The sequence below is a fragment of the Pseudomonas sp. NPDC087185 genome (assembly GCF_044744955.1).
Lineage (GTDB): Bacteria > Pseudomonadota > Gammaproteobacteria > Pseudomonadales > Pseudomonadaceae > Aquipseudomonas.
The window spans coordinates 679,683-700,177 of record NZ_JBIUZK010000001.1; the positions used below are offsets into that span (position 1 = coordinate 679,683).

At 63.3% G+C, this 20,495-nt stretch carries 15 protein-coding genes; 6 read left to right on the top strand and 9 right to left on the bottom strand.

Annotation, left to right across the window (positions count from 1 at the left end; genetic code table 11):
* Positions 1–210: 210 nt before the first annotated feature.
* Positions 211–2,292, top strand: coding sequence for a PhoX family protein (locus ACIPIJ_RS03350; RefSeq protein ID WP_401072663.1), 2,082 nt, complete (start codon positions 211–213; stop codon positions 2,290–2,292).
* Between the two features lie 59 nt (positions 2,293–2,351).
* Here ACIPIJ_RS03350 and gspK read toward each other — a convergent pair whose 3' ends face one another.
* Positions 2,352–3,317 carry a type II secretion system minor pseudopilin GspK gene (gene gspK / locus ACIPIJ_RS03355; protein ID WP_401072665.1) on the bottom strand — a complete coding sequence of 322 codons (966 nt, stop codon included), beginning with the start codon at positions 3,315–3,317 and terminating at the stop codon, positions 2,352–2,354.
* A gap of 146 nt (positions 3,318–3,463) precedes the next feature.
* On the opposite strand from gspK, the gene tatA reads away from it, so the two are divergent.
* The 3 genes from tatA to tatC are packed head-to-tail and all read left to right on the top strand — an operon-like array spanning position 3,464 to position 4,748.
* A complete protein-coding gene (tatA, locus tag ACIPIJ_RS03360) occupies positions 3,464–3,700 on the top strand; it encodes a twin-arginine translocase TatA/TatE family subunit (protein ID WP_401072667.1) in 237 nt (78 codons plus the stop codon).
* Positions 3,700–3,990 carry a Sec-independent protein translocase protein TatB gene (gene tatB / locus ACIPIJ_RS03365; RefSeq protein ID WP_401072669.1) on the top strand — a complete coding sequence of 97 codons (291 nt, stop codon included), beginning with the start codon at positions 3,700–3,702 and terminating at the stop codon, positions 3,988–3,990. Before tatA ends, tatB begins: the two co-directional genes overlap by 1 nt.
* Positions 3,987–4,748 carry a twin-arginine translocase subunit TatC gene (gene tatC, locus ACIPIJ_RS03370; protein WP_401072671.1) on the top strand — a complete coding sequence of 254 codons (762 nt, stop codon included), beginning with the start codon at positions 3,987–3,989 and terminating at the stop codon, positions 4,746–4,748. The genes tatB and tatC overlap by 4 nt, the downstream gene beginning before the upstream one ends.
* Before the next feature lie 43 nt (positions 4,749–4,791).
* Here the strand turns inward: tatC and ACIPIJ_RS03375 are convergent, their stop codons facing one another.
* The gene (locus ACIPIJ_RS03375) at positions 4,792–5,103 is read right to left on the bottom strand and encodes an NGG1p interacting factor NIF3 (RefSeq protein WP_401072673.1); all 312 of its coding nucleotides are present in this window, start codon (positions 5,101–5,103) and stop codon (positions 4,792–4,794) included.
* 3 nt (positions 5,104–5,106) lie between these two features.
* Positions 5,107–9,006 (bottom strand): phosphoribosylformylglycinamidine synthase, encoded by a 3,900-nt coding sequence (purL, locus tag ACIPIJ_RS03380; RefSeq protein ID WP_401072675.1) that lies wholly within the window; start codon positions 9,004–9,006, stop codon positions 5,107–5,109.
* Between the two features lie 264 nt (positions 9,007–9,270).
* Here purL and mltF point away from each other — a divergent pair, with 264 nt between their 5' ends.
* A complete protein-coding gene (gene mltF, locus ACIPIJ_RS03385; protein ID WP_401072677.1) occupies positions 9,271–10,728 on the top strand; it encodes a membrane-bound lytic murein transglycosylase MltF in 1,458 nt (485 codons plus the stop codon).
* A 12-nt stretch (positions 10,729–10,740) separates the two neighbouring features.
* Here mltF and tadA read toward each other — a convergent pair whose 3' ends face one another.
* Together tadA and ACIPIJ_RS03395 are read right to left on the bottom strand one after the other, a co-directional pair.
* Positions 10,741–11,220 (bottom strand): tRNA adenosine(34) deaminase TadA, encoded by a 480-nt coding sequence (tadA, locus tag ACIPIJ_RS03390; RefSeq protein WP_401072679.1) that lies wholly within the window; start codon positions 11,218–11,220, stop codon positions 10,741–10,743.
* Positions 11,220–12,602 carry a multicopper oxidase family protein gene (locus tag ACIPIJ_RS03395; protein ID WP_401072681.1) on the bottom strand — a complete coding sequence of 461 codons (1,383 nt, stop codon included), beginning with the start codon at positions 12,600–12,602 and terminating at the stop codon, positions 11,220–11,222. The genes tadA and ACIPIJ_RS03395 overlap by 1 nt, the downstream gene beginning before the upstream one ends.
* 197 nt (positions 12,603–12,799) lie before the next feature.
* Between ACIPIJ_RS03395 and ACIPIJ_RS03400 the strand changes: the two genes are divergently transcribed.
* The gene (locus tag ACIPIJ_RS03400; protein WP_401072683.1) at positions 12,800–15,742 is read left to right on the top strand and encodes a dermonecrotic toxin domain-containing protein; all 2,943 of its coding nucleotides are present in this window, start codon (positions 12,800–12,802) and stop codon (positions 15,740–15,742) included.
* Positions 15,743–15,808: 66 nt separating this feature from the next.
* Here ACIPIJ_RS03400 and guaA read toward each other — a convergent pair whose 3' ends face one another.
* The 4 genes from guaA to ACIPIJ_RS03420 all read right to left on the bottom strand — a co-directional run bounded on the left by guaA (position 15,809) and on the right by ACIPIJ_RS03420 (position 20,380).
* Positions 15,809–17,386, bottom strand: a complete 1,578-nt coding sequence (guaA, locus tag ACIPIJ_RS03405) for a glutamine-hydrolyzing GMP synthase (protein WP_401072685.1) — start codon at positions 17,384–17,386, stop codon at positions 15,809–15,811.
* 78 nt (positions 17,387–17,464) lie between these two features.
* Positions 17,465–18,934, bottom strand: a complete 1,470-nt coding sequence (guaB, locus tag ACIPIJ_RS03410; RefSeq protein ID WP_008094438.1) for an IMP dehydrogenase — start codon at positions 18,932–18,934, stop codon at positions 17,465–17,467.
* Positions 18,935–19,020: 86 nt separating this feature from the next.
* Complete coding sequence (locus ACIPIJ_RS03415) at positions 19,021–19,578, bottom strand: sugar ABC transporter ATPase (RefSeq protein WP_401072687.1); 558 nt, start codon at positions 19,576–19,578, stop codon at positions 19,021–19,023.
* Positions 19,579–19,624: 46 nt separating this feature from the next.
* Positions 19,625–20,380, bottom strand: coding sequence for a sulfite exporter TauE/SafE family protein (locus tag ACIPIJ_RS03420; protein ID WP_401072689.1), 756 nt, complete (start codon positions 20,378–20,380; stop codon positions 19,625–19,627).
* Positions 20,381–20,495: the final 115 nt, after the last annotated feature.

The following is a 20,495-nucleotide window of genomic DNA, read 5'->3' on the forward strand; positions in this document are numbered from 1 at the left end:
TTATCCGAGTTCTCTTTGGGCCCCGGATGTTGCGGCGTTGGCATGACAGTTTGATGGCAGAAATCCGACAGCCATTCCAAATTGATCTGTCTCACACAGAAGTAAGAACTTACAGTTTTAAAGCGCTGTTAACATTTCTGCCAAGGAATCATCACACTTGCGCTCTAAAGTCGCGGTTTCTTTCAACTCAGCCACTATAAGGACACCCTGATGAGTCGAGAATCCGGCGACAACCTGGACCGCAACCTGAGCGGCAACCTGCCGATGGCCAGCGTCATGGACGCTTACCTGAGCCGTCGCAGCGTGATGCGCGGCAGCCTTGGCGCCGCGATCGCCATGATTGCCGGTACCGGCCTGACCGGCTGCTTCGACAGTGGTGGCGGTTCCGACAACGACGACCCGGTCACCGAACCGCCTGTGACCGAGCCACCGGTCACCGAGCCGGAACCCGAGCCGAAAATGGCCCTGGGCTTCCAGTCCATCCCGGGTTCGCGCACCGACGCCTGCGTGGTCGCAGCCGGCTACAGCGCCTACGTGCTGGCGCCGTGGGGCACGCCGATCAACAGCAACGGCAACCCATGGAAATCGGACGGCAGCAACACCTCGACCGACCAGGCCAACGCCATGGGCATGCACCATGACGGCATGCATTTCTTCCCCATCAATGGCAGCTCCGAAGACGGCCTACTGGCGATCAATTTCGAATACATCGACGCCGCCGCCCTGCACCCCAACGGCCCGACCCTTGATGCCAGCGGCAAACGCCCGGCCGAGGAAGCGCGCAAGGAAATCAACGCCCACGGTGCTGGTGTGGTGCGCCTGCAGAAGCTCAACGGGCGCTGGCAGGTGGTCGACAACGACCCGCTTAACCGCCGCTTCACCACCGCCTCGCGCATGGAAATCACCGGCCCGCTGCGTGGCACCGACCACGTCAAGACCAAGTACTCGGCAGCCGGCACCCACTGCCGCGGCACCAACAACAACTGCGGCAACGGCTACACCCCGTGGGGCACCTACCTGACCTGCGAAGAGAACTGGCCGGGTATTTTCGTCAACAAAGGCACCCGCCCGGAAGACCAGCGCCGCATTGGTGTCGGCACCTCCAGCGGCCAGTACAAGTGGGAGAGCGCTGCCGGTGACAGCAGCGAAGTGAATGATGAGTTCGCCCGCTTCGACGTGACCGTAAAAGGCGCCAGCGCCACCAACGACTACCGCAACGAAGCCAGCACCTATGGCTACATCGTCGAGATCGACCCGTACAACAGCAGCACCCTGGCCACCAAGCGCACCGCCCTCGGCCGCTTCCGCCACGAAGGCTGCTGCCCAGGCCTGCCGGTGGCCGGCAAGCCGCTGGTCTGGTACATGGGTGACGACTCCAACAACGAATACCTGTACAAGTTCGTCTCCACCGCCGTGTGGGATGCCGCCGACGCCAGCCCCGCCGACCGCCTGGCCACCGGCGCCAAGTACATGGACCAAGGCAAGCTCTACGTGGCGCGCTTCAATGCCGACGGCACGGGTGTGTGGCTGCTGCTCGACGTGACCACCGCAACCACCGCCGGCAGTACCCTGGGCGCGCTGTACGGTGACCTGCCGGGCATCATCCTCAACACCCGTGGCGCGGGCGATGCCGTGGGCGCAACGCCGATGGACCGCCCGGAATGGACCGCGGTCAACCCGCTCAATGGCGATGTCTACCTGACCCTGACCAACAACAGCGCGCGCACCCCGGAAAAGGTCGACGCAGCCAACCCGCGTGGCCCCAACCGCCACGGCCACATCATTCGCTGGCACGACAGCGACGACCAGCTGAGCTTCACCTGGGACATCTTCGTGTTCGGCGCCAACGCCGCCGGTACCGCCGACATCAACCGCTCGGGCTTGACCGAACTCAACCAGTTCGCCAGCCCCGACGGCATGAGTTTCGATAGCCGTGGCGTGCTGTGGTTCGAGACCGACAACGGCGAGACCACCCTCACCGACTACACCAACGACCAACTGCTGGCGGTGATCCCCACCGACCTGGTGGATGGCACGGGCAAGCAGGTGCCGATCAACGCGCAGAACCAGGTCGACCTGCGCCGCTTCTTCGTCGGGCCGAACGGCTGCGAAGTGACCGGCATTGCCTTCAGCCCGGACAACAAGTCGATGTTCGTCAACATCCAGCATCCGGAGAACTGGCCGTATACCGACAAGGCCACCGATGCCACCCCTGCAGGGGCCACGGTGCGGCCGAGGGCTTCGACGGTGGTGATCCAGCGTAATGATGGGGGAGAGATCGGGACAGTCTGATCCAAGCCCGGTACAGCCAGCCTTGCGCTGGCGGTACCGGGCTCTTCGCGGGGCCAGGTTTACCAGAGCATGGGCTCACGACTCTTCACCCGCACCTGCTGCGCCGGCACCCGGGCATGCCACTGCACCACACCCAGCGCTTCCACCTCGAACTCGCTGCGCATCGTCCGCCCCTGCTCCTCGAACGACAACTGCAACAGAAAATGCCCGCTGTTGAGCAACAACCCTTCGCTCAATCGTTCGAACGTCTCGTCATCCAGCGCGCCCAGCGCCTGACGCAGCGCCGAGGCATCCTCATACCCCGACGCCGGTCGGCCACTGATGATCCGGCTCAGCAGCGACCGCGAATATCGCCCTTCATAAAGCGCATCGAGCAAGGGCAGATGCTCCAGGCCCAGCGCATTGGCATTCAGGCGCCAGCCCGTGGTCTGTGGCAATGCGCACAGCATGGGATAGCGACGTTGGCGCGTGACATCTGGCTCAAGCAGCAAGTTGAGCTCACTGGTATCGAGCATCGGCTGGTTGGCAGCCAGGCGCGGCGGTTGCTGGCGCAGGTACTGGGCACTTTCGGCGCCCTGCAGGCGCACGTCGCTGTCGCTGTCGAGCCAGTCGGCCAACGCATCGACCAGGCGCTCAGCGGCCATGTCGTCGCCCAGCAGGCGCCGCAGCTGGCGCTCGGCTCGTTCGCCATCGGCACCCAGCAGCGCATTGACGTTGAAGCAGGTGTGCTGGTCGCGCACCCGAAGTTGCGCCTGGCCGGCGCCAAAGTCGTAGCTCAGTGGCTGCCCACGCAACGCCTGCCAGAACAGCGGGCTGAGCCGCCAGGCGGGGTCGCGCAGGGCCTGTTCAGCGTAAGCCAGGCCCGCTTGCTCCATGGCCCGCACTTGCACCCGCTGGCGCAACAGCTGCACGTCATCGACCTGCCGCCGGCCATCTTCCACCAGCCAGGCCATGCCTGCGGCGAGCATCGCCAACACCACCATCACCATCAGCAGTGCCGCGCCCCGCTGTCGCTTGCCGCCCATTGCACATTCACCCTTTTGATCAATCAGGGCGCCAGTCAACACACGAGATGTTGCAGGTAGATGGCAATCGCCTTGCCGTCATCTTCGCGTCATCTGCGCGATGCAGGATTGGCCTTTCTTTTCATGACCTTACAGGAGTATTCGGAATGGGTGGCATCGGAATCTGGCAACTGGTGATCGTACTGCTGATCGTGTTTCTGCTGTTTGGCACCAAGCGGCTCAAAGGCTTGGGCAGTGACGTGGGCGAAGCCATCCAGGGCTTTCGCAAGTCCATGGGCGGCGACAGCGAAGCACCCGCCACGACGCCTGTGCAGCAGCCGCCGCTGACCAACCAGGCGGCGCCGCAGCCGCAACCCCAGCCGCAAACGGATCGGCAGGCCTGATGTTCGAGGTTGGCTTCAGCGAGCTGCTGCTGGTCAGCATCGTCGCCCTGCTGGTGCTGGGGCCGGAGCGCCTGCCCGTGGCGGCGCGCACCCTGGGTCGCGGCCTGGGCCAGGCGCGCCGGGCGATGCAGGGTTTGCGCATGCAGATGGAACGCGAAATCGACATGCCTCACTTCGACAGCGCGCCATTGCAGCGCCTCGAGCAGGAAATCCGCCAGGGCATCAGCCTCAACGCAGAACCGGCCAATGATGCCGCACCGGTCAACGTAACGCGGGAGAACGCCTCATGAGCATTGCCTTGGACCCGGCGGCACGCATGCCATTGACCGATCACCTGCGCGATCTGCGCAAGCGCCTGGTGCGCTGCCTGCTCCTGGTGGCCGTGGTGTTCGCCGGCCTGTTCCCTTTCGCCCAGCAGCTCTACACGCAGGTCTCGGAACCGCTGCGCCGCTTTCTGCCGGAAGGCGCCAGCATGATCGCCACCAGCGTCACGTCGCCCTTTCTCACACCGTTCAAGCTGACTGCAATGTGCGCGCTGTTCGTGGCCATGCCGCTGCTGCTGCACCAGGCCTGGGGCTTCCTCGCCCCAGGGCTGTACCGCCGCGAACGGCGCATTGCGCTGCCACTGCTGGTGTCGAGCATCGTGCTGTTCTATGCCGGCATGGCCTTCGCGTTCTACCTGGTGTTCCCGATGATGTTCGGCTTCTTTGCCAGCGTGACGCCCGATGGCGTGGCGATGATGACCGACATCAGCCAGTACCTGGACTTCATCATGGCGCTGTTTCTGGCATTCGGCCTGGCGTTCGAGATACCGGTGGCGACCTTCATCGTGGTCTGGGTGGGGCTGGCCGATGTGGCCACGTTGCGGCGCAGCAGGCCCTACGTAATCGTCGGCTGCTTTGTGGTGGGGATGCTCCTTACACCGCCGGACGTGTTTTCGCAGACGATGCTGGCGGTGCCAATGTGGGTGCTGTTTGAAGTGGGATTGTTGGCGTGTGCCTGGTTAAGGCGGCCTGAGCAAAGCAAAGCGATTGTGGCTGGATTGTAAGGCCCTTTCGCGGCGTTCGACGCCGCGAAAAGCCTGATGCGGTTCAGAACTCGGCGAGGCGCCAGACGTCATAGGCCGGCGTCTCGTACGGGTGGCTCTGCTTGAGCGCAGCGACGACCTGAACAATCAGCTCGTCAGCCACCACCAGCTCCACCTTCCACTCTTCGACCACTTCGACCTGGCCGGTTTGCCCGAGGTACGGCTGGCTGCCGTCCAACGGGCGGAACTGGCCCTGGCCCAGGGTTTGCCAGGCGCAGTGGTCGTAGTCGCCAATTCGCCCGCCACCGGCAGCGAATACGGCGGCCTTGACCACGTCGACGTGGCTGGCCGGGACGAAGAAGGCGAGCTTGTACACGCCTTAGTTCACCCAGACACGCGCATTGCGGAACATACGCATCAGCGCGGCGTCTTCCTGCCACTCATCCGGGCGCCAGGAGTTCTGCACAGCGCGGAACACACGCTCCGGGTGCGGCATCATGATGGTCACGCGGCCGTCGCGGCTGGTCAGGCCGGTGATACCACGCGGCGAGCCGTTCGGGTTGGCTGGGTAGGCTTCGGTGACCTTGCCGTGGTTGTCGACGTAGCGCAGGGCCACGCAACCGGAGAGATCGGCTTCGAGCAGTGCCTCTTCGCTGGCGAACTCGGCATGGCCTTCGCCGTGGGCGATGGCGATCGGCATGCGCGAACCGGCCATGCCCTGCAGGAAGATCGAGTTGGACTTCTGCACCTCGACCATGGCCACACGGGCCTCGAACTGCTCCGAGCGGTTGCGCACGAAGTGCGGCCAGTACTCGGTGCCCGGGATCAGCTCGTGCAGGTTGGACATCATCTGGCAACCGTTGCACACGCCCAGGGCGAAGCTGTCGGTACGCTCGAAGAAGGCCTGGAAGGCGTCGCGGGCACGGGCATTGAACAGTGCCGATTTGGCCCAGCCCTCACCGGCACCCAGCACGTCGCCGTAGGAGAAGCCACCGCAGGCCACGAGGCCCTTGAAGGCTTCGAAGTCGACACGGCCGGCGAGGATGTCGCTCATGTGCACGTCGATGGCGGCGAAGCCTGCCCGGTCGAAGGCGGCTGCCATCTCGACCTGGCCGTTGACGCCCTGCTCACGCAGGATCGCCACTTGCGGGCGCACGCCTTTCTTGATGTACGGCGCGGCGATGTCGTCGTTGACGTCGAAGCCGAGCTTGACCGACAGGCCCGGGTTGTCTTCTTCGAGCAGGGCGTCGAATTCCTGGTCGGCGCAGTCGGCGTTGTCACGCAGGCGCTGGACCTGGTAGCTGGTCTCAGCCCACTGGCGCTGCAGCATGCGACGGTCGTCGTCGAACAGCACTTCGCCGTTCAGGCTGATGGACACTTCGGCGTTGTTGACCGGCTTGCCGATCACCGCCACGCACTCTTCACCCAGGCCAGCTGCGCTGAACTGCGCCAGCACGTCCGGGGTCGCATCCTGGCGAACCTGGATGACCGCGCCCAGCTCTTCGTTGAAGAGGATCGCCGGGACGTCCTTGCGGTTGTCGGTCAGCGGGTCGAGTTGCAGGTCGAGGCCACAGTGGCCGGCGAAGGCCATTTCCACCACGGTGGTCAGCAGGCCGCCGTCGGAACGGTCGTGGTAGGCCAGCAGGTGGCCGTCGGCGTTCAGGCCCTGGATCACCGCGAAGAAGGCCTTGAGGTCTTCGGCGTCGTCGACGTCGGGTGCCTGGGCCGCGATCTTGCCGTAGGTCTGCGCCAGGATCGAGGCGCCCATGCGGTTCTTGCCACGACCCAGGTCGATCAGGATCAGGTCGGTTTCGCCCTTGTCCATGCGCAGTTGCGGGGTCAGGGTGTTGCGAATGTCGGTGACCGGGGCAAAGCCGGTAATGATCAGCGACATCGGCGAAGTGACGCTCTTCTCGACGCCCTCTTCGCTCCACTGGGTCTTCATCGACATCGAGTCTTTGCCGACCGGAATGGTGATGCCCAGCTCCGGGCACAGCTCCATGCCGACAGCCTTGACGGTGTCGTACAGGCGGGCGTCTTCACCCGGGTGGCCAGCAGCGGACATCCAGTTGGCCGACAGTTTGATGTCGGACAGTTTGTCGATCTGCGCGGCCGCCAGGTTGGTCAGCGTTTCGCCGATTGCCATGCGGCCGGACGCCGGGGCGTCGAGCAGGGCCAGCGGGGTACGCTCACCCATGGCCATGGCTTCACCGGTGTACACATCGAAGCTGGTGGCGGTGACAGCGCAGTCGGCCACCGGAACCTGCCACGGGCCGACCATCTGGTCGCGGGCAACCAGGCCGGTGATGGTGCGGTCGCCGATGGTGATCAGGAAGCTCTTGCTGGCCACTGCCGGGTGGTTCAGGACGCGCTGAACGGCGTTGTCCAGGTCCAGCTCGCTCGGGTCGAAGTCATCGCCCAGTTCGGCTTCACGCGCAACCGAACGGTGCATGCGCGGCGGTTTGCCCAGCAGCACGTCGAGCGGCATGTCCACAGGGGTGTTGCCGAAGTGGCTGTCGGTGACGGTCAGGTGCGGCTCTTCGGTGGCCTCGCCAACCACGGCGAACGGGCAGCGCTCACGTTCGCAGATGGCCTGGAAACGCTCGAAGTCTTTAGCGCTGACGGCCAGTACGTAACGTTCCTGCGACTCGTTGCTCCAGATTTCATGCGGGGCCATGCCCGGCTCGTCGTTGGGCACGTTGCGCAGTTCGAAGCGGCCACCACGGCCACCGTCGTTGACCAGCTCAGGGAAGGCGTTGGAGATACCACCGGCGCCGACGTCGTGGATGAAGGCGATCGGGTTCTCGTCGCCCAGCTGCCAGCAACGGTCGATGACCTCCTGGCAACGGCGCTCCATTTCCGGGTTTTCGCGCTGTACCGAGGCGAAGTCCAGGTCAGCGGAGCTGGCGCCGGTGGCCACCGACGAAGCGGCGCCGCCGCCCAGGCCGATCAGCATGGCCGGGCCGCCAAGCACGATCAGCTTGGCGCCGACGGTGATTTCAGCCTTCTGCACGTGGTCTTCACGGATGTTGCCCATGCCGCCGGCAAGCATGATCGGCTTGTGGTAGCCGCGCACTTCTTCGCCGTGCGGGGTGTTGATGGACTGCTCGAAGGTACGGAAGTAGCCGGTCAGGGCCGGGCGACCGAATTCGTTGTTGAACGCCGCGCCACCGAGCGGGCCTTCGATCATGATATCGAGGGCGTCGACGATACGCTCAGGCTTGCCGTATGCCTGTTCCCAAGGCTGCTCGAAGCCTGGAATACGCAGGTTGGACACGGTGAAACCGGTCAGGCCAGCCTTGGGCTTGGCGCCACGGCCGGTGGCACCTTCGTCGCGGATCTCGCCGCCGGAGCCGGTGGAGGCGCCGGAGAACGGCGCGATGGCGGTCGGGTGGTTGTGCGTCTCGACCTTCATCAGGATGTGCACCGGCTCCTGCACCGCGCCGTACTGGCGGGTTTCAGGGTTCGGGAAGAAGCGGCCGGCAACGTTGCCGACGATCACCGAGGCGTTGTCCTTGTACGCAGACAGCACGCCTTCGCTGTGCATCTGGTAGGTGTTCTTGATCATGCCGAACAGGCTTTTTTCCTGCTCCTCGCCATCGATATCCCAACTGGCGTTGAAGATCTTGTGGCGGCAGTGCTCGGAGTTGGCCTGGGCGAACATCATCAGCTCGATGTCGTTCGGGTTGCGCTTGAGCCCCTGGAACGCATTGACCAGGTAGTCGATTTCGTCTTCGGCCAGGGCCAGGCCCAGGTCGATGTTGGCCTGGGCCAGCGCATCGCGGCCACCGGCCAGGATGTCGACCGAGGTCATCGGCTTGGGCTGGGCGTGGCTGAACAGGTCGGACGCCTGCTCCAGCTGGGCCAGCACGCGCTGGGTCATGCGGTCATGCAGCTCGGCGGCTACAACCGCGGCGTCGGCGTCGCTCAGGTCACCGGCGACGTAGTAGGCGATGCCGCGCTCCAGGCGCTGGATCGACTGCAGGCCGCAGTTGTGGGCGATGTCGCTGGCCTTGCTGGCCCACGGCGAAATGGTGCCCAGGCGCGGCACGACCAGGAACAGGCGGCCACTTGGCTCCTGCACCGGCACGCTCGGGCCGTACTTGAGCAGACGGCCCAGCACCTGCTGCTGGTCGGCGGTCAGCTCGCCGTCAACATCGGCGAAGTGGGCAAATTCGGCATACAAACCAGTAACAGCGGGGACTTTCTGGCTCAGTTGCTCGAGTAATTTACCGTGGCGAAAGGCAGAAAGGGCAGGAGCGCCGCGCAGGATCAACATCGTCGGGACAGCCTCAGGAAGGGGTGTGCTTAGAGGCCGTGCATTCTAGCCTAATTAAACGGCTTTCGGCACCCGGCACAGGGCAATGCTGCCGGGCGGCGGAACCGGACTTCGGGGTCAAAAAAATAGGCCGTTTTTTTAGCTTCAATTGCCTGTGGCTGGCGGCCTGCCGGCGACAGGCCGGAAGAGCACAAGGCCTGCTACCAGACAACCCGTACATTGTCGAGATATGGCGGGCCCCATCCTTTGCGTATACTGCAAGCTATGTTCGCCCACACTGCTTTGCGCCAGCGTTGCGCCAAATGGCTTTTCGCAACCGGACTCTTTCTGCTGCTCGGTGCCTGCGTTGAAAAACCCAGCACCCTCGAGCGCGTGAAGGAGGATGGCGTGCTGCGCGTCATCACCCGCAACAGCCCGGCCACCTACTTCCAGGACCGCAATGGCGAAACCGGCTTCGAATACGAGCTGGTCAAGCGTTTCGCCGATGATCTGGGCGTCAAGCTGGAGATCGAGACCGCCGACAACCTCGACGAAATTTTCGCCGACCTGGGCAAACCGTCCGGCCCGGTGCTGGCGGCAGCCGGCTTGGTCAGCAGCGAGCGGCGCAAGACCCAGGCGAAGTTCTCCCACCCGTACCTGGAGGTGACCCCGCAGGTCATCTACCGCAATGGCCGTTCGCGCCCCACCGACCCCAAAGGCCTGGTCGGCAAGAAGATCATGGTGCTCAAAGGCAGCAGCCATGCCGACCAACTGGCCGATCTGAAACGCCAATACCCGGGGCTGCAATACGAAGAGTCCGACGCCGTTGAAGTGGTCGATCTGCTGCGTATGGTCGATGAAGGGCAGATCGACCTGACGTTGGTCGATTCCAACGAGTTGGCGATGAACCAGGTGTACTTCCCCAACGTGCGGGTGGCGTTCGACCTGGGCGACACCCGTGACCAGCGTTGGGCAGTAGCCCCCGGCGAAGACAACAGCCTGCTCAACGAAGTCAACGAATTCCTCGACAAATCGCAGAAGAACGGCACCCTCCAGCGCCTGAAAGACCGCTATTACGGCCATGTGGACGTGCTTGGCTACGTGGGTGCCTACACCTTCGCCCAGCACCTGCAGCAGCGCCTGCCCAAATACGAAAAGCACTTCAAGAGCTATGCCAAGGTGGAGCAGGTCGACTGGCGCCTGTTGGCGGCAATCGGTTACCAGGAGTCCATGTGGCAGCCGGAAGTCACCTCCAAGACCGGCGTGCGCGGCCTGATGATGCTGACCCAGCGCACCGCCCAGGCCATGGGCGTGTCCAACCGGCTGGACCCGAAACAGAGCATCCAGGGCGGCGCCAAGTACTTCATGCTGATCAAGGAACAGCTAGACGACAGCATCAAGGAACCGGACCGCACCTGGTTCGCCCTGGCCGCCTACAACGTCGGCAGCGGCCACCTGGAAGACGCCCGCACCCTGGCCAAGCGCGAGAAGCTCAACCCGAACAAGTGGCTGGACGTGAAGAAGATGCTGCCGCGCCTGTCGCAGAAGCAGTGGTTCCGCCAGACCAAGTACGGCTATGCCCGCGGTGGCGAGCCGGTGCACTTCGTGGCCAACATCCGCCGCTACTACGACATCCTCACCTGGGTGACCCAGCCGCAGCTCGAAGGCCAGGTGGCCGAGGGCAACCTGCATGTGCCGGGGGTCAACAAGGACAAGCCGGCGGAGCAGTCACCGCCGATGTGATGCAGGCGCAGGCTAGCCTTTAGCCCGTCGCGCCTTGAAAAATTCGCTGAGGATCGCACCGCATTCTTCGGCCAGCACCCCTCCTTCGAACACCACCCGGTGGTTCAGAAACCCTTGGCTGAAGAACTGCCCCTGGCTCTGCACGATCCCCGCCTTGGGCTCCAGCGCCCCATACACCACCCGCGCCACCCGTGAGTGCACAATCAGGCCCGCACACATGCTGCAAGGTTCCAGCGTGACGTACAGCGTGCTGCCCGGCAGCCGGTAGTTGCTGGCGGATTTCGCCGCCGCACGGATCGCGACCATTTCGGCATGGGCGCTGGGGTCGCTGTCGAAGATCGGCCGGTTGAAGCCCTGCCCGATGACCTGACCGTGCTGCACCAGCACCGCCCCCACCGGCACCTCGCCCATGGCCGCCCCTTCGGCAGCCAAAGCCAGGGCCAGGCGCATGAATTCCTGATCGCGACTGCGATCGATGATCTGCGGGCGCATCAGACCACCGCTATCGCGGCCATCAGGCCGGTTTCCATGTGGTCGATGACATGGCAGTGGAACATCCAGGTCCCCGGGTTATCCGCCACCAGCGCCACCTGGGCGCGCTCGTTCTTGCCCAGCAGGTAGGTGTCGGTGAACCAGGGTTCGACGATGTCGCGACGGTTGGAGGCGATCACCTTGAAACTCATCCCATGCAGGTGGATAGGGTGCTGGTACTGGGTCATGTTCTTCAGCTCGAAGATGTAGCTCTTACCCTTCTGCAGCGTGGCGATCGGCCGGTCGGCGCAGGTCTTGTCGGTGATGTCCCAGGCCTGGCCGTTGATCTGCCACAGGCTGGGCGGCCTGCCATTCTCGGTGTTGACCGAAACCTTGCCGACCCACTCGAAATTGAAGTTCAGCTTCTCGGCATTCTCCAGGTCCGGCTCGGCCACCGGGTTAGGCGGCAGGGCGGGCGGCCAGTCGCTTGGCGTGTCGTTGCTGGCCACTGAACGCAAAGTGCCCAGGCGCACGAAGCCGTCGCGCAGGGAAATCTCTTCACCCGCCTCGGGAATGCGGATCGCCAGGCAGATGCGCATGCCAGGGCCCAGCCAATACTCGTCTTCCAGGTCACGCGGGGTAATCGGGTTGCCATCGAGGGCGTAGATCTTCGCCTCGTAGTTGCCCTTGAGGTTGAGGCGGTAGGTCCAGGTGTTGTCCAGGTTGAGCAGGCGCAGGCGCACCACCTGCCCGGCCGGCAGTTCGGTCACCGATTCGGCCTGGCCATTGATGGTGATCAACCGCCCCGCCGTGCCGTTGCGCGCCGCCTCGCGGGGGATGCTGAACGGCAGCCAGGCGCCCTGCTCGTCCACGTGCCAGTTTTTCAGGCTCAGGGTGCGCTCATGCAGGAAGCCGGTGGGCTCGCGCTCCTCGACGATCAGCGGGCCGACCAGCCCGCGGCCGAGCTCTTCGGAGCTGCTGACATGTGGGTGATACCAGTAGCTGCCGGCGTCTGGCACACGGAATTTGTAGTCGAAGTACTCGCCCGGCTTGACCGGCAACTGCGACACGTACGGCACACCGTCCATCTCCAGCGGCAGGCGGATACCATGCCAATGGATGGTGGTCTCGACCGGCAGGTGGTTGATGAAGCGCACCCGCAACCAGGTGCCCTGGCGCACCCGCAGCTCGGTGCCCGGCGCCGTGGGGCCGAACGCCCAGGCCTCGGTCTTGAAGCCCGGCACCAGTTCGACCTCCAGCGGGGCTGCGATCAGCTCGTAGTCGTGCCCGGCGTTCTCGTCCTCGACCTTGCCCAGCCAGTACCGCGCCGCGCCTCCGGCGCCCAGGCCTACCACAACCAGGCCGGTGAGGCCTTTGAGCATTTGTCGACGGGTGAAGGACATCGGTGCGGGTACCTCGTGTTCTGCGCAATCAGTCTGCCAGCAGTGGCTGGCGATGAAGGGCGAATACGATACACCTGCAAATGCGAAAGATTAAGTGAAGTCTGGGGTCAGCCCCTCCCCTGCAGCACATATGTACTGCCAGCCCTTCTTGCGCCGCAGCCACCCTGAGCGTTCCAGCCCCCTCGCGAGTAATGCTCATGCCCCTGTCGACACCGCGGCAATCCGATCAACAATTGCTGCAACAACTGGCTGAACAAATGGTTCCCGCCTGCCCTGACATGCGCCAGATGGCACGCGACACTGCACAATCGCTGCTGAACAGGCATGGTTTGAATGCACTTGACCCCGACCAGGTCTATTTCCATCGTTTTCATACCCGCGTCAGCAGCCCGAACGCGCACTTCGGGTGGGCACACTATGATCCGCCGTACCAGTCGCTCACCTTGCCGCAGTTGGTCATGCAGCGCTTCGACGTCAACGACCAGGTCAATGCGGACCTGCTGGATGCCGCATCGGGCTTCTACAAGGACGGTCCGGAACAATCGGTTTTCGATGAGCGCAACGAGATCCAGTTGTCCCCACAGGAGGTCCTTGGCGAGTTCTGGAACGTTGATTTCAGCACGCACTTTCACCAGCAGCTGACGGCCTTCTGGCATACACACGCCGACCATTACCGCACCCTGGCGAAAGCCCATTTCATTGCCAAGGTCATGGAAGTGTGCGCGCAGAGCAGCAACAGCGAACTGGCCAAGCGGGCGCGCGAAGCCGCTGTAGCGCTGACCGGCATTACGTCGTGGCCACCAACACTGCAAGCCCTTGAACAAACAGTGACGCCTGCCGAGGGCGTTCGCTTGTGCACATTCGACATCGGCGGCTACATCGCCAGTGACATCCTGCGCATCCAGCTGGACGATGGCGCCGAACTGCTCTACACCCCTGGTGAAAACGATGCCTTGCACCTGTTTGCCAACCGCAGCGAGCTGTACTGGTGGGTACTGACCCATGCCAATACCGCTGAAAACCGCCCAGCGTTCATGAGCCACTTCGCGCTCTCCAGCCATGCCGAGACGAACAGCGCCGCAGGGCTCAACCACCTCATCGACCTGCTGTACTTCAACTGGGGAGGCGATGACCACCACAGCCTCAACCAGCTGGACCAGACACTGCAGGGTGACGCTTTCAGCCACCTGCGGGATGCGACACGCCAGCGCATGTCAGAGGATGCGCACTTTGCCCTACGCTCCAATGCAGACCTGCGCAAACAGCTGTGGATCGGTTACCTGAAAGCCTTTGGGCAGGTGTCGGGCGCCCTGGCTGCCCTGGATTGGCCTGTTGCCTTGGCGGCGGTGGGTGCAGGGCTTGCCGAAACCGGGCTGAACATTGAGCAGGCGATCAACGGGCACACGACCGCACAGCGCAAGGCCGGGGTGATCGGCGCAGTGTTCGCCTCGATCAATGTTCTGTTCAACGCCGCCATGCTCGCCAGTGCTTTCCCCAAAGCCAGCCAGGAACTGACCGACCTCGCCGAGGCCGAAGGCTCTAACACAGGGGATCCAGGGCACGATGTCGACAGCGAGCAACCCGCCAGCCAGGCGGAGCTGGAAGCCTGGGTGCCCGAGCCTTTTCAACCCAAGCCGGACAATCAAGCGCTGCTGGCCCCGTTCGAAACCAACGTCATCCTGGCCGGCGAGCCGGGAAGCGGCCCCTTGGCGGGCATCTATCTGGATGAGGGCCGTTTCTATGCGTTGATCGATGACCAACCCTATCAAGTGCGCCACATCGCAGAGACTGACACATGGGCAATCATCGACCCTGAAAACCCGTTTTCCTTTTATCGGAATGTGCCCATCAGGATGACTCCTGAAGGCGTGTGGGAAACCATGGCACACACAGGTTTGAAAGCGGGCGGGCTACCCAGGCGCCTGTTGAGCCTGTGGGGACGGCCAGGTGCAGGCACAACGGTGGCTGAGCTTCCAGCGCAACCCTATGAAATACCCGTGTCATTGCGTCAACAGTTCAAATCCGTCGATATGACGAGCGTCAAGCGAACCCTGTCTGGCGACTACTTCACGACCGATCTCGACACGTCGCAAGTGGCTGAGGAATTCAGAGTACGGCGTGATCAACTGGTGACGGATGCAACTGAATATCTGCAAACCGCCGCCCAGCCGCCGCGCCCGGATATCCCCCACCTCCCGCCTGAAACCAGCCCGAAACAGCTGTTTCGCAGCTTGTATGAGAAGGCCAACGGGGTGGTCATCGGCGAGTCTCACTCGGGCATCGGCAGCAAGCGCCTGTTGATCGACAACATGGCGCAGTTGAAAAAACAGCAGGTGAAGGTGCTCTACTTGGAACATTTCACCACCGACTTCGAACAGGCAGACCTGGACCACTTCAACCGCACTGGCGAAATGCCGGACGGGCTTCAACGTTATGTCCAAGAACAGGATTTTGGTCACGGCACAGACCGTTCAGGGCGCTATACCTTTGAACACGTTCTGCTGAGCGCGCAGAAAAATGGCATCCGTCTCCAGGCAATCGACTGCTACGTCAGCTACATCCAGGCTTGGCGGCAGGCGCCGTCGGCGGTCATACGCCAACAGATGATGAACTTCTACGCTCACCTGATCATCGATGCAGACCAAACGGTGCGCGGGGCGAGCAAATGGATCGCGTTGATGGGCAACACCCACGCCAGCACGTTTGAAGGCGTACCGGGGGTGAGCGAGATGCAGGGCGCCATCAGCATACGGGTGGAGGATGTCGGCCTTGGCAAAGGCGGCGGCATCAGCACGGACCCAGGGCTCTCGGCGATCACCCAAGACGTATCGCTGCAGCACGTGAAGGCCGATCTGCGTCTGCGGTCGGAGGTCGAATTACCCCCGCCCGGCACAGGCGACATCGCGCAAAAACTGAAGGCCAAAGGTGATTTCAGCTTCGTCATCGAGGACGACCAACCGAAGCTGGTCCACCGCAGCCGCGATGGCGGGCTAAAGTACACGCCCATTCTTCGCGACGGCAAACAGCTGTACATCGAGAATGCCAGCTGGCCGCGCCTGAATGGGCGGCGCCAGGAGAGCTTGTGGCTGCTGAGGCTGGCACTGACCCACTCGGGCATGCACTTCGTGCCCGTCTGGTAACGGCTTGCCAAAAAAAAGGTGAGGCCATGTGGCCTCACCTTTTTCATACCTGAGCGGCTAGGCCGATCATTCCCACTCGATGGTGGCTGGCGGCTTGCTCGAAACATCGTAGGTAACGCGCGAAATGCCTTCGATTTCGTTGATGATACGGCCGCTGACGGTTTCCAGCAGCTCGTACGGCAGGTGCGCCCAGCGCGCGGTCATGAAGTCCACGGTTTCGACGGCACGCAGGGCCACGACCCAGGCGTAGCGACGCCCGTCGCCCACGACGCCAACCGACTTCACCGGCTGGAACACCACGAACGCCTGGCTGGTCTTGTGGTACCAGTCGGCTTTGCGCAGCTCTTCGATGAAGATGTGGTCGGCGCGACGCAGGATGTCGGCGTACTCTTTCTTCACTTCACCGAGGATACGCACGCCCAGGCCTGGGCCTGGGAACGGGTGACGGTAGACCATGTCGTACGGCAGGCCCAGCTCCAGGCCGATCTTGCGCACTTCGTCCTTGAACAGTTCACGCAGCGGCTCGACCAGCTTGAGGTTCATTTCCTCCGGCAGGCCACCCACGTTGTGGTGCGACTTGATCACGTGGGCCTTGCCGCTCTTGGCGCCAGCCGACTCGATCACGTCCGGGTAGATGGTGCCCTGGGCGAGGAACTGGATGTTGTCCAGCTTGCTGGCTTCGGCATCGAAGATGTCGATGAAGGTGCGGCCGATGATCTTGCGCTTCTTCTCCGGGTCGGCTTCGCCTTCCAGGTTGCCCAGGAACTGAGCCTCGGCATCGGCACGGATCACCTTGACGCCCATGTTCTCCTTGAACATGGCCATCACCTGATCACCCTCGTGCAGGCGCAGCAGGCCGTTGTCGACGAAGACGCAAGTCAGCTGGTCGCCGATGGCGCGGTGCAGCAGCGCGGCAACCACGGACGAGTCGACGCCGCCAGACAGGCCCAGCAGGACGTTGGCCGAACCGACTTGCTCACGCACCTGGGCGATGGCGTCTTCGACGATGTTGGACGGGGTCCACAGGGCTTCGCAGCCACAGATGTCCTGCACGAAGCGCGAAAGGATGCGGCCGCCCTGCTTGGTGTGGGTCACTTCCGGGTGGAACTGCACGCCGTAATAGCCGCGTGCATCGTCGAACATGCCGGCAATCGGGCAGCTCGGGGTGCTGGCCAGCACGTGGAAGTCGCCCGGCATCTGGGTAACCTTGTCGCCGTGGCTCATCCACACGTCCAGGCCGAGTACGCCGTCACCGTCGACGTGGTCTTCGATGCCGTCGAGCAGGCGGCTCTTGCCGACCACGTCAACGCGGGCGTAGCCGAATTCGCGCAGGTCGGAACCGGTGACCTTGCCGCCCAGCTGCTCGGCCATGGTCTGCATGCCGTAGCAGATACCCAGCAGCGGTACGTTCAAGTCGAACACCGCCTGCGGTGCACGCGGGCTGTTGGCTTCGTGGACCGACTCGGGGCCGCCGGCGAGGATGATGCCGCGCGGGTTGAATTCGCGGATCGCTTCATCGTCCATGTCGAACGGATGCAGTTCGCAGTACACGCCGATCTCGCGCACGCGGCGGGCGATCAGCTGGGTGTACTGGGAACCGAAATCGAGGATCAGGATGCGGTGAGCGTGAATGTCGAGGGCCATGACTCAATCTCGTCAGTGGAAATCGGAAACGACGCGGGGCTGTCGTGACAGCCCCGCATGCTGATGTTACTGGAAGCCTCAGCCTACGCGGTAGTTAGGGGCTTCTTTGGTGATCTGCACGTCATGCACGTGGGACTCGGCCATGCCGGCACCGGTGATGCGTACGAACTCCGGCTTGGTGCGCATCTCTTCGATGGTCGCGCTGCCGGTGTAGCCCATGGACGAACGCAGGCCGCCCATCAGCTGGTGGATGATCGCGGCCAGGGCGCCTTTGTACGGCACACGGCCTTCGATCCCCTCAGGAACAAGCTTCTCGGCACCGGCCGAGGAATCCTGGAAGTAACGGTCGGACGAACCTTGCGCCTGCGCCATGGCACCCAGCGAGCCCATGCCGCGGTAAGCCTTGTAGGAGCGGCCCTGGAACAGCTCGACTTCACCCGGCGCTTCTTCGGTACCGGCGAACATCGAACCCATCATCACGCAGGAAGCACCGGCGACGATGGCCTTGGACAGGTCACCCGAGAAGCGGATGCCGCCGTCGGCGATCAGTGGCACACCGGTGCCTTCCAGTGCCGCGGCGACGTTGGCGATGGCGCTGATCTGCGGCACGCCGACACCGGCGACGATACGGGTGGTGCAGATCGAGCCTGGGCCGATGCCGACCTTGACGGCGTCGGCGCCGGCTTCAGCCAGGGCCTTGGCCGCAGCGCCAGTGGCGATGTTGCCGCCGATCACCTGCACTTGCGGGTAGGTTTCCTTGACCCAGCGAACGCGGTCGATCACACCTTTGGAGTGACCGTGGGCGGTATCGACCACCACCACGTCAACGCCGGCGGCAACCAGGGCGGCAACGCGCTCGCCGGTGTCCTTGCCAGTGCCAACTGCAGCGCCGACGCGCAGGCGACCCTGGTCGTCCTTGCTGGCCAGCGGGTAGGCCTTGGCTTTTTCGATGTCCTTGACGGTCATCATGCCCTTGAGGCTGAACTTGTCGTCGACGATCAGGACTTTTTCCAGGCGGTGCTTGTGCAGCAGCTCGCGGACTTCGTTCTTGTCGGCGCCTTCGCGCACGGTGACCAGGCGCTCTTTGGGCGTCATCACATCGCGCACCTTGGCATCCAGGCGGGTTTCGAAGCGCACGTCACGGGACGTGACGATACCGACCAGGTCACCGTTCTCCAGCACCGGAACACCCGAGATGTTGTTCAGGCGGGTCAGGTCGAACAGGTCGCGCACGGTGGCGTCGGCTTCGATGGTGATCGGGTCCTTGACCACGCCAGCCTCGAACTTCTTGACCTTGCGTACTTCGCCGGCCTGCTGTTCGATGGTCATGTTCTTGTGGATGATGCCGATGCCGCCTTCCTGAGCCATGGCAATGGCCAGACGCGCTTCGGTCACGGTGTCCATGGCGGCGGAAACCAGAGGGATGTTCAGCTCGATGCCACGAGTCAAACGGGTCTTGAGACTGACTTCATTGGGCAGTACCTCGGAGTAGCCAGGTACAAGGAGGATATCGTCGAAAGTCAGGGCTTCTTGGCTGATACGCAGCATCGCGGGGGCTCCCGGGCGGGAAAAATGGAAGCGCGCCATTATACTCATCCACGGCGCGCCGCTCAATGCAAAATAAGGGCCTTCGGTCAGCGTTCTGGCAGTTTTACCTGCACAACCGCCACGGGCTGGTCCAGCCAGTCGGCGAAGCTGTCGAGAAAGGCCTGGGTAAACCCGGCCTCGCCCCAGTTGTTGAAGATGAACCCCAGGTTGGAAAAGGCACATGGCTGAAGGTAAATGAAGCCATTGATGTCATCTTCGAAGCCGCACAGCGGGCAGGTGAAGTTGTCGCTCACCCCCGGCATCCACTCTTCCAGGCTTTCGAACAAGGGCTCGCCCACCTCGCGTCGGCACTCCGGGCAACCGGCTTCTTCGAGAAAACCATGACTGGGGGTGTAGATGCAGCGCTTGAGCATCACTTCCAGGCCATTGACCGCCTCGCCGAGCGGCAGCTTTTCCGGGTGCAGCGCGACCTTGCGCGCGCCTTCAGCCAGGGCATGGCCCATGCGGTTGCCAGTACGCCCGCAGGTGGTCAGCTGCTCCTCGACCACTTTTTCGCGCACCAGCCAGCGCAGGATGGCGCGGGCGCGGGCCTCGTGCACCGGCACGGTGGAGAGTTTCGGGACAATGATGCTCTGGGTGTTCATGGGTCAAACAGGCCTGCCAACAGCGGTAATCGGCTAATTCTACCGCTCACGCGCTCAGGTAGCGACCAATCAGCGCCAGGCCGCTGGCCAGCACCAGCCAGGTGACCAGGCGCACGAAGGCTTCGCGCGACAGTTTGAGGGTCAGCCGACGGCCCGCCCATAGCCCGATGAACATCACCGGCAGCAGGCAGGCGGCGAGCAGCAGCAGGCTGTTGTCGGCGTAGACACCCGCAATCAGGAACAACGACAGACGCACCACCGTGCTGCAACTGATCAGTGCGCTCTGCGTCGCGCGCACCTGCTCCTTGGCCTCCAGCCGTGCACTCAGGTAGATGGCATAGAGGAACCCTCCGCTGCCGAACAATGCGCCGAACAGGCCGCCGAGGGTGCCCATTGGTAGTGCCCAGTAGCCGGAGAGCTTGGCAGGCCTCACCTTCACGGCCAGGCCATAGATTGCATAGGCAGTGACGAACAGGCCCATCAGCAACAGCAATAGGTCGGACTTCAGGTGCAGCAGGAACACCACGCCCAGGGCGCACCCTACAGCCATGCATGGCAGCAGGCGCAGCAGTTCGCCACGCACCACGTCGCGGCGCGACGGCAGCAGGTTGCCGAAGGCGGCGACGAAATCCAGCAGTACCAGCAGCGGGATGATCCGCGACAGCGGCATGAAATGGATGAGCACCGGGCCGGCGACCAGTGCGGTGCCGAAGCCGGCGATGCCGAAGACGATGTAGGCAGCGGCGATGGCGAGCAGGATGGGGAGCCAGTCGAGGGTGGAAAAAGACAGTTGCGCAAGCATGCGGTGCATTCCAGACAAGACAGGAGGATAGAGTAGCCAGCCACGAGCTCGCAGGCAGAATCTTCTTGCAAAGCCGAGCACAGTGCATCCACGCGCCGTGTCCTTTATGATGCCT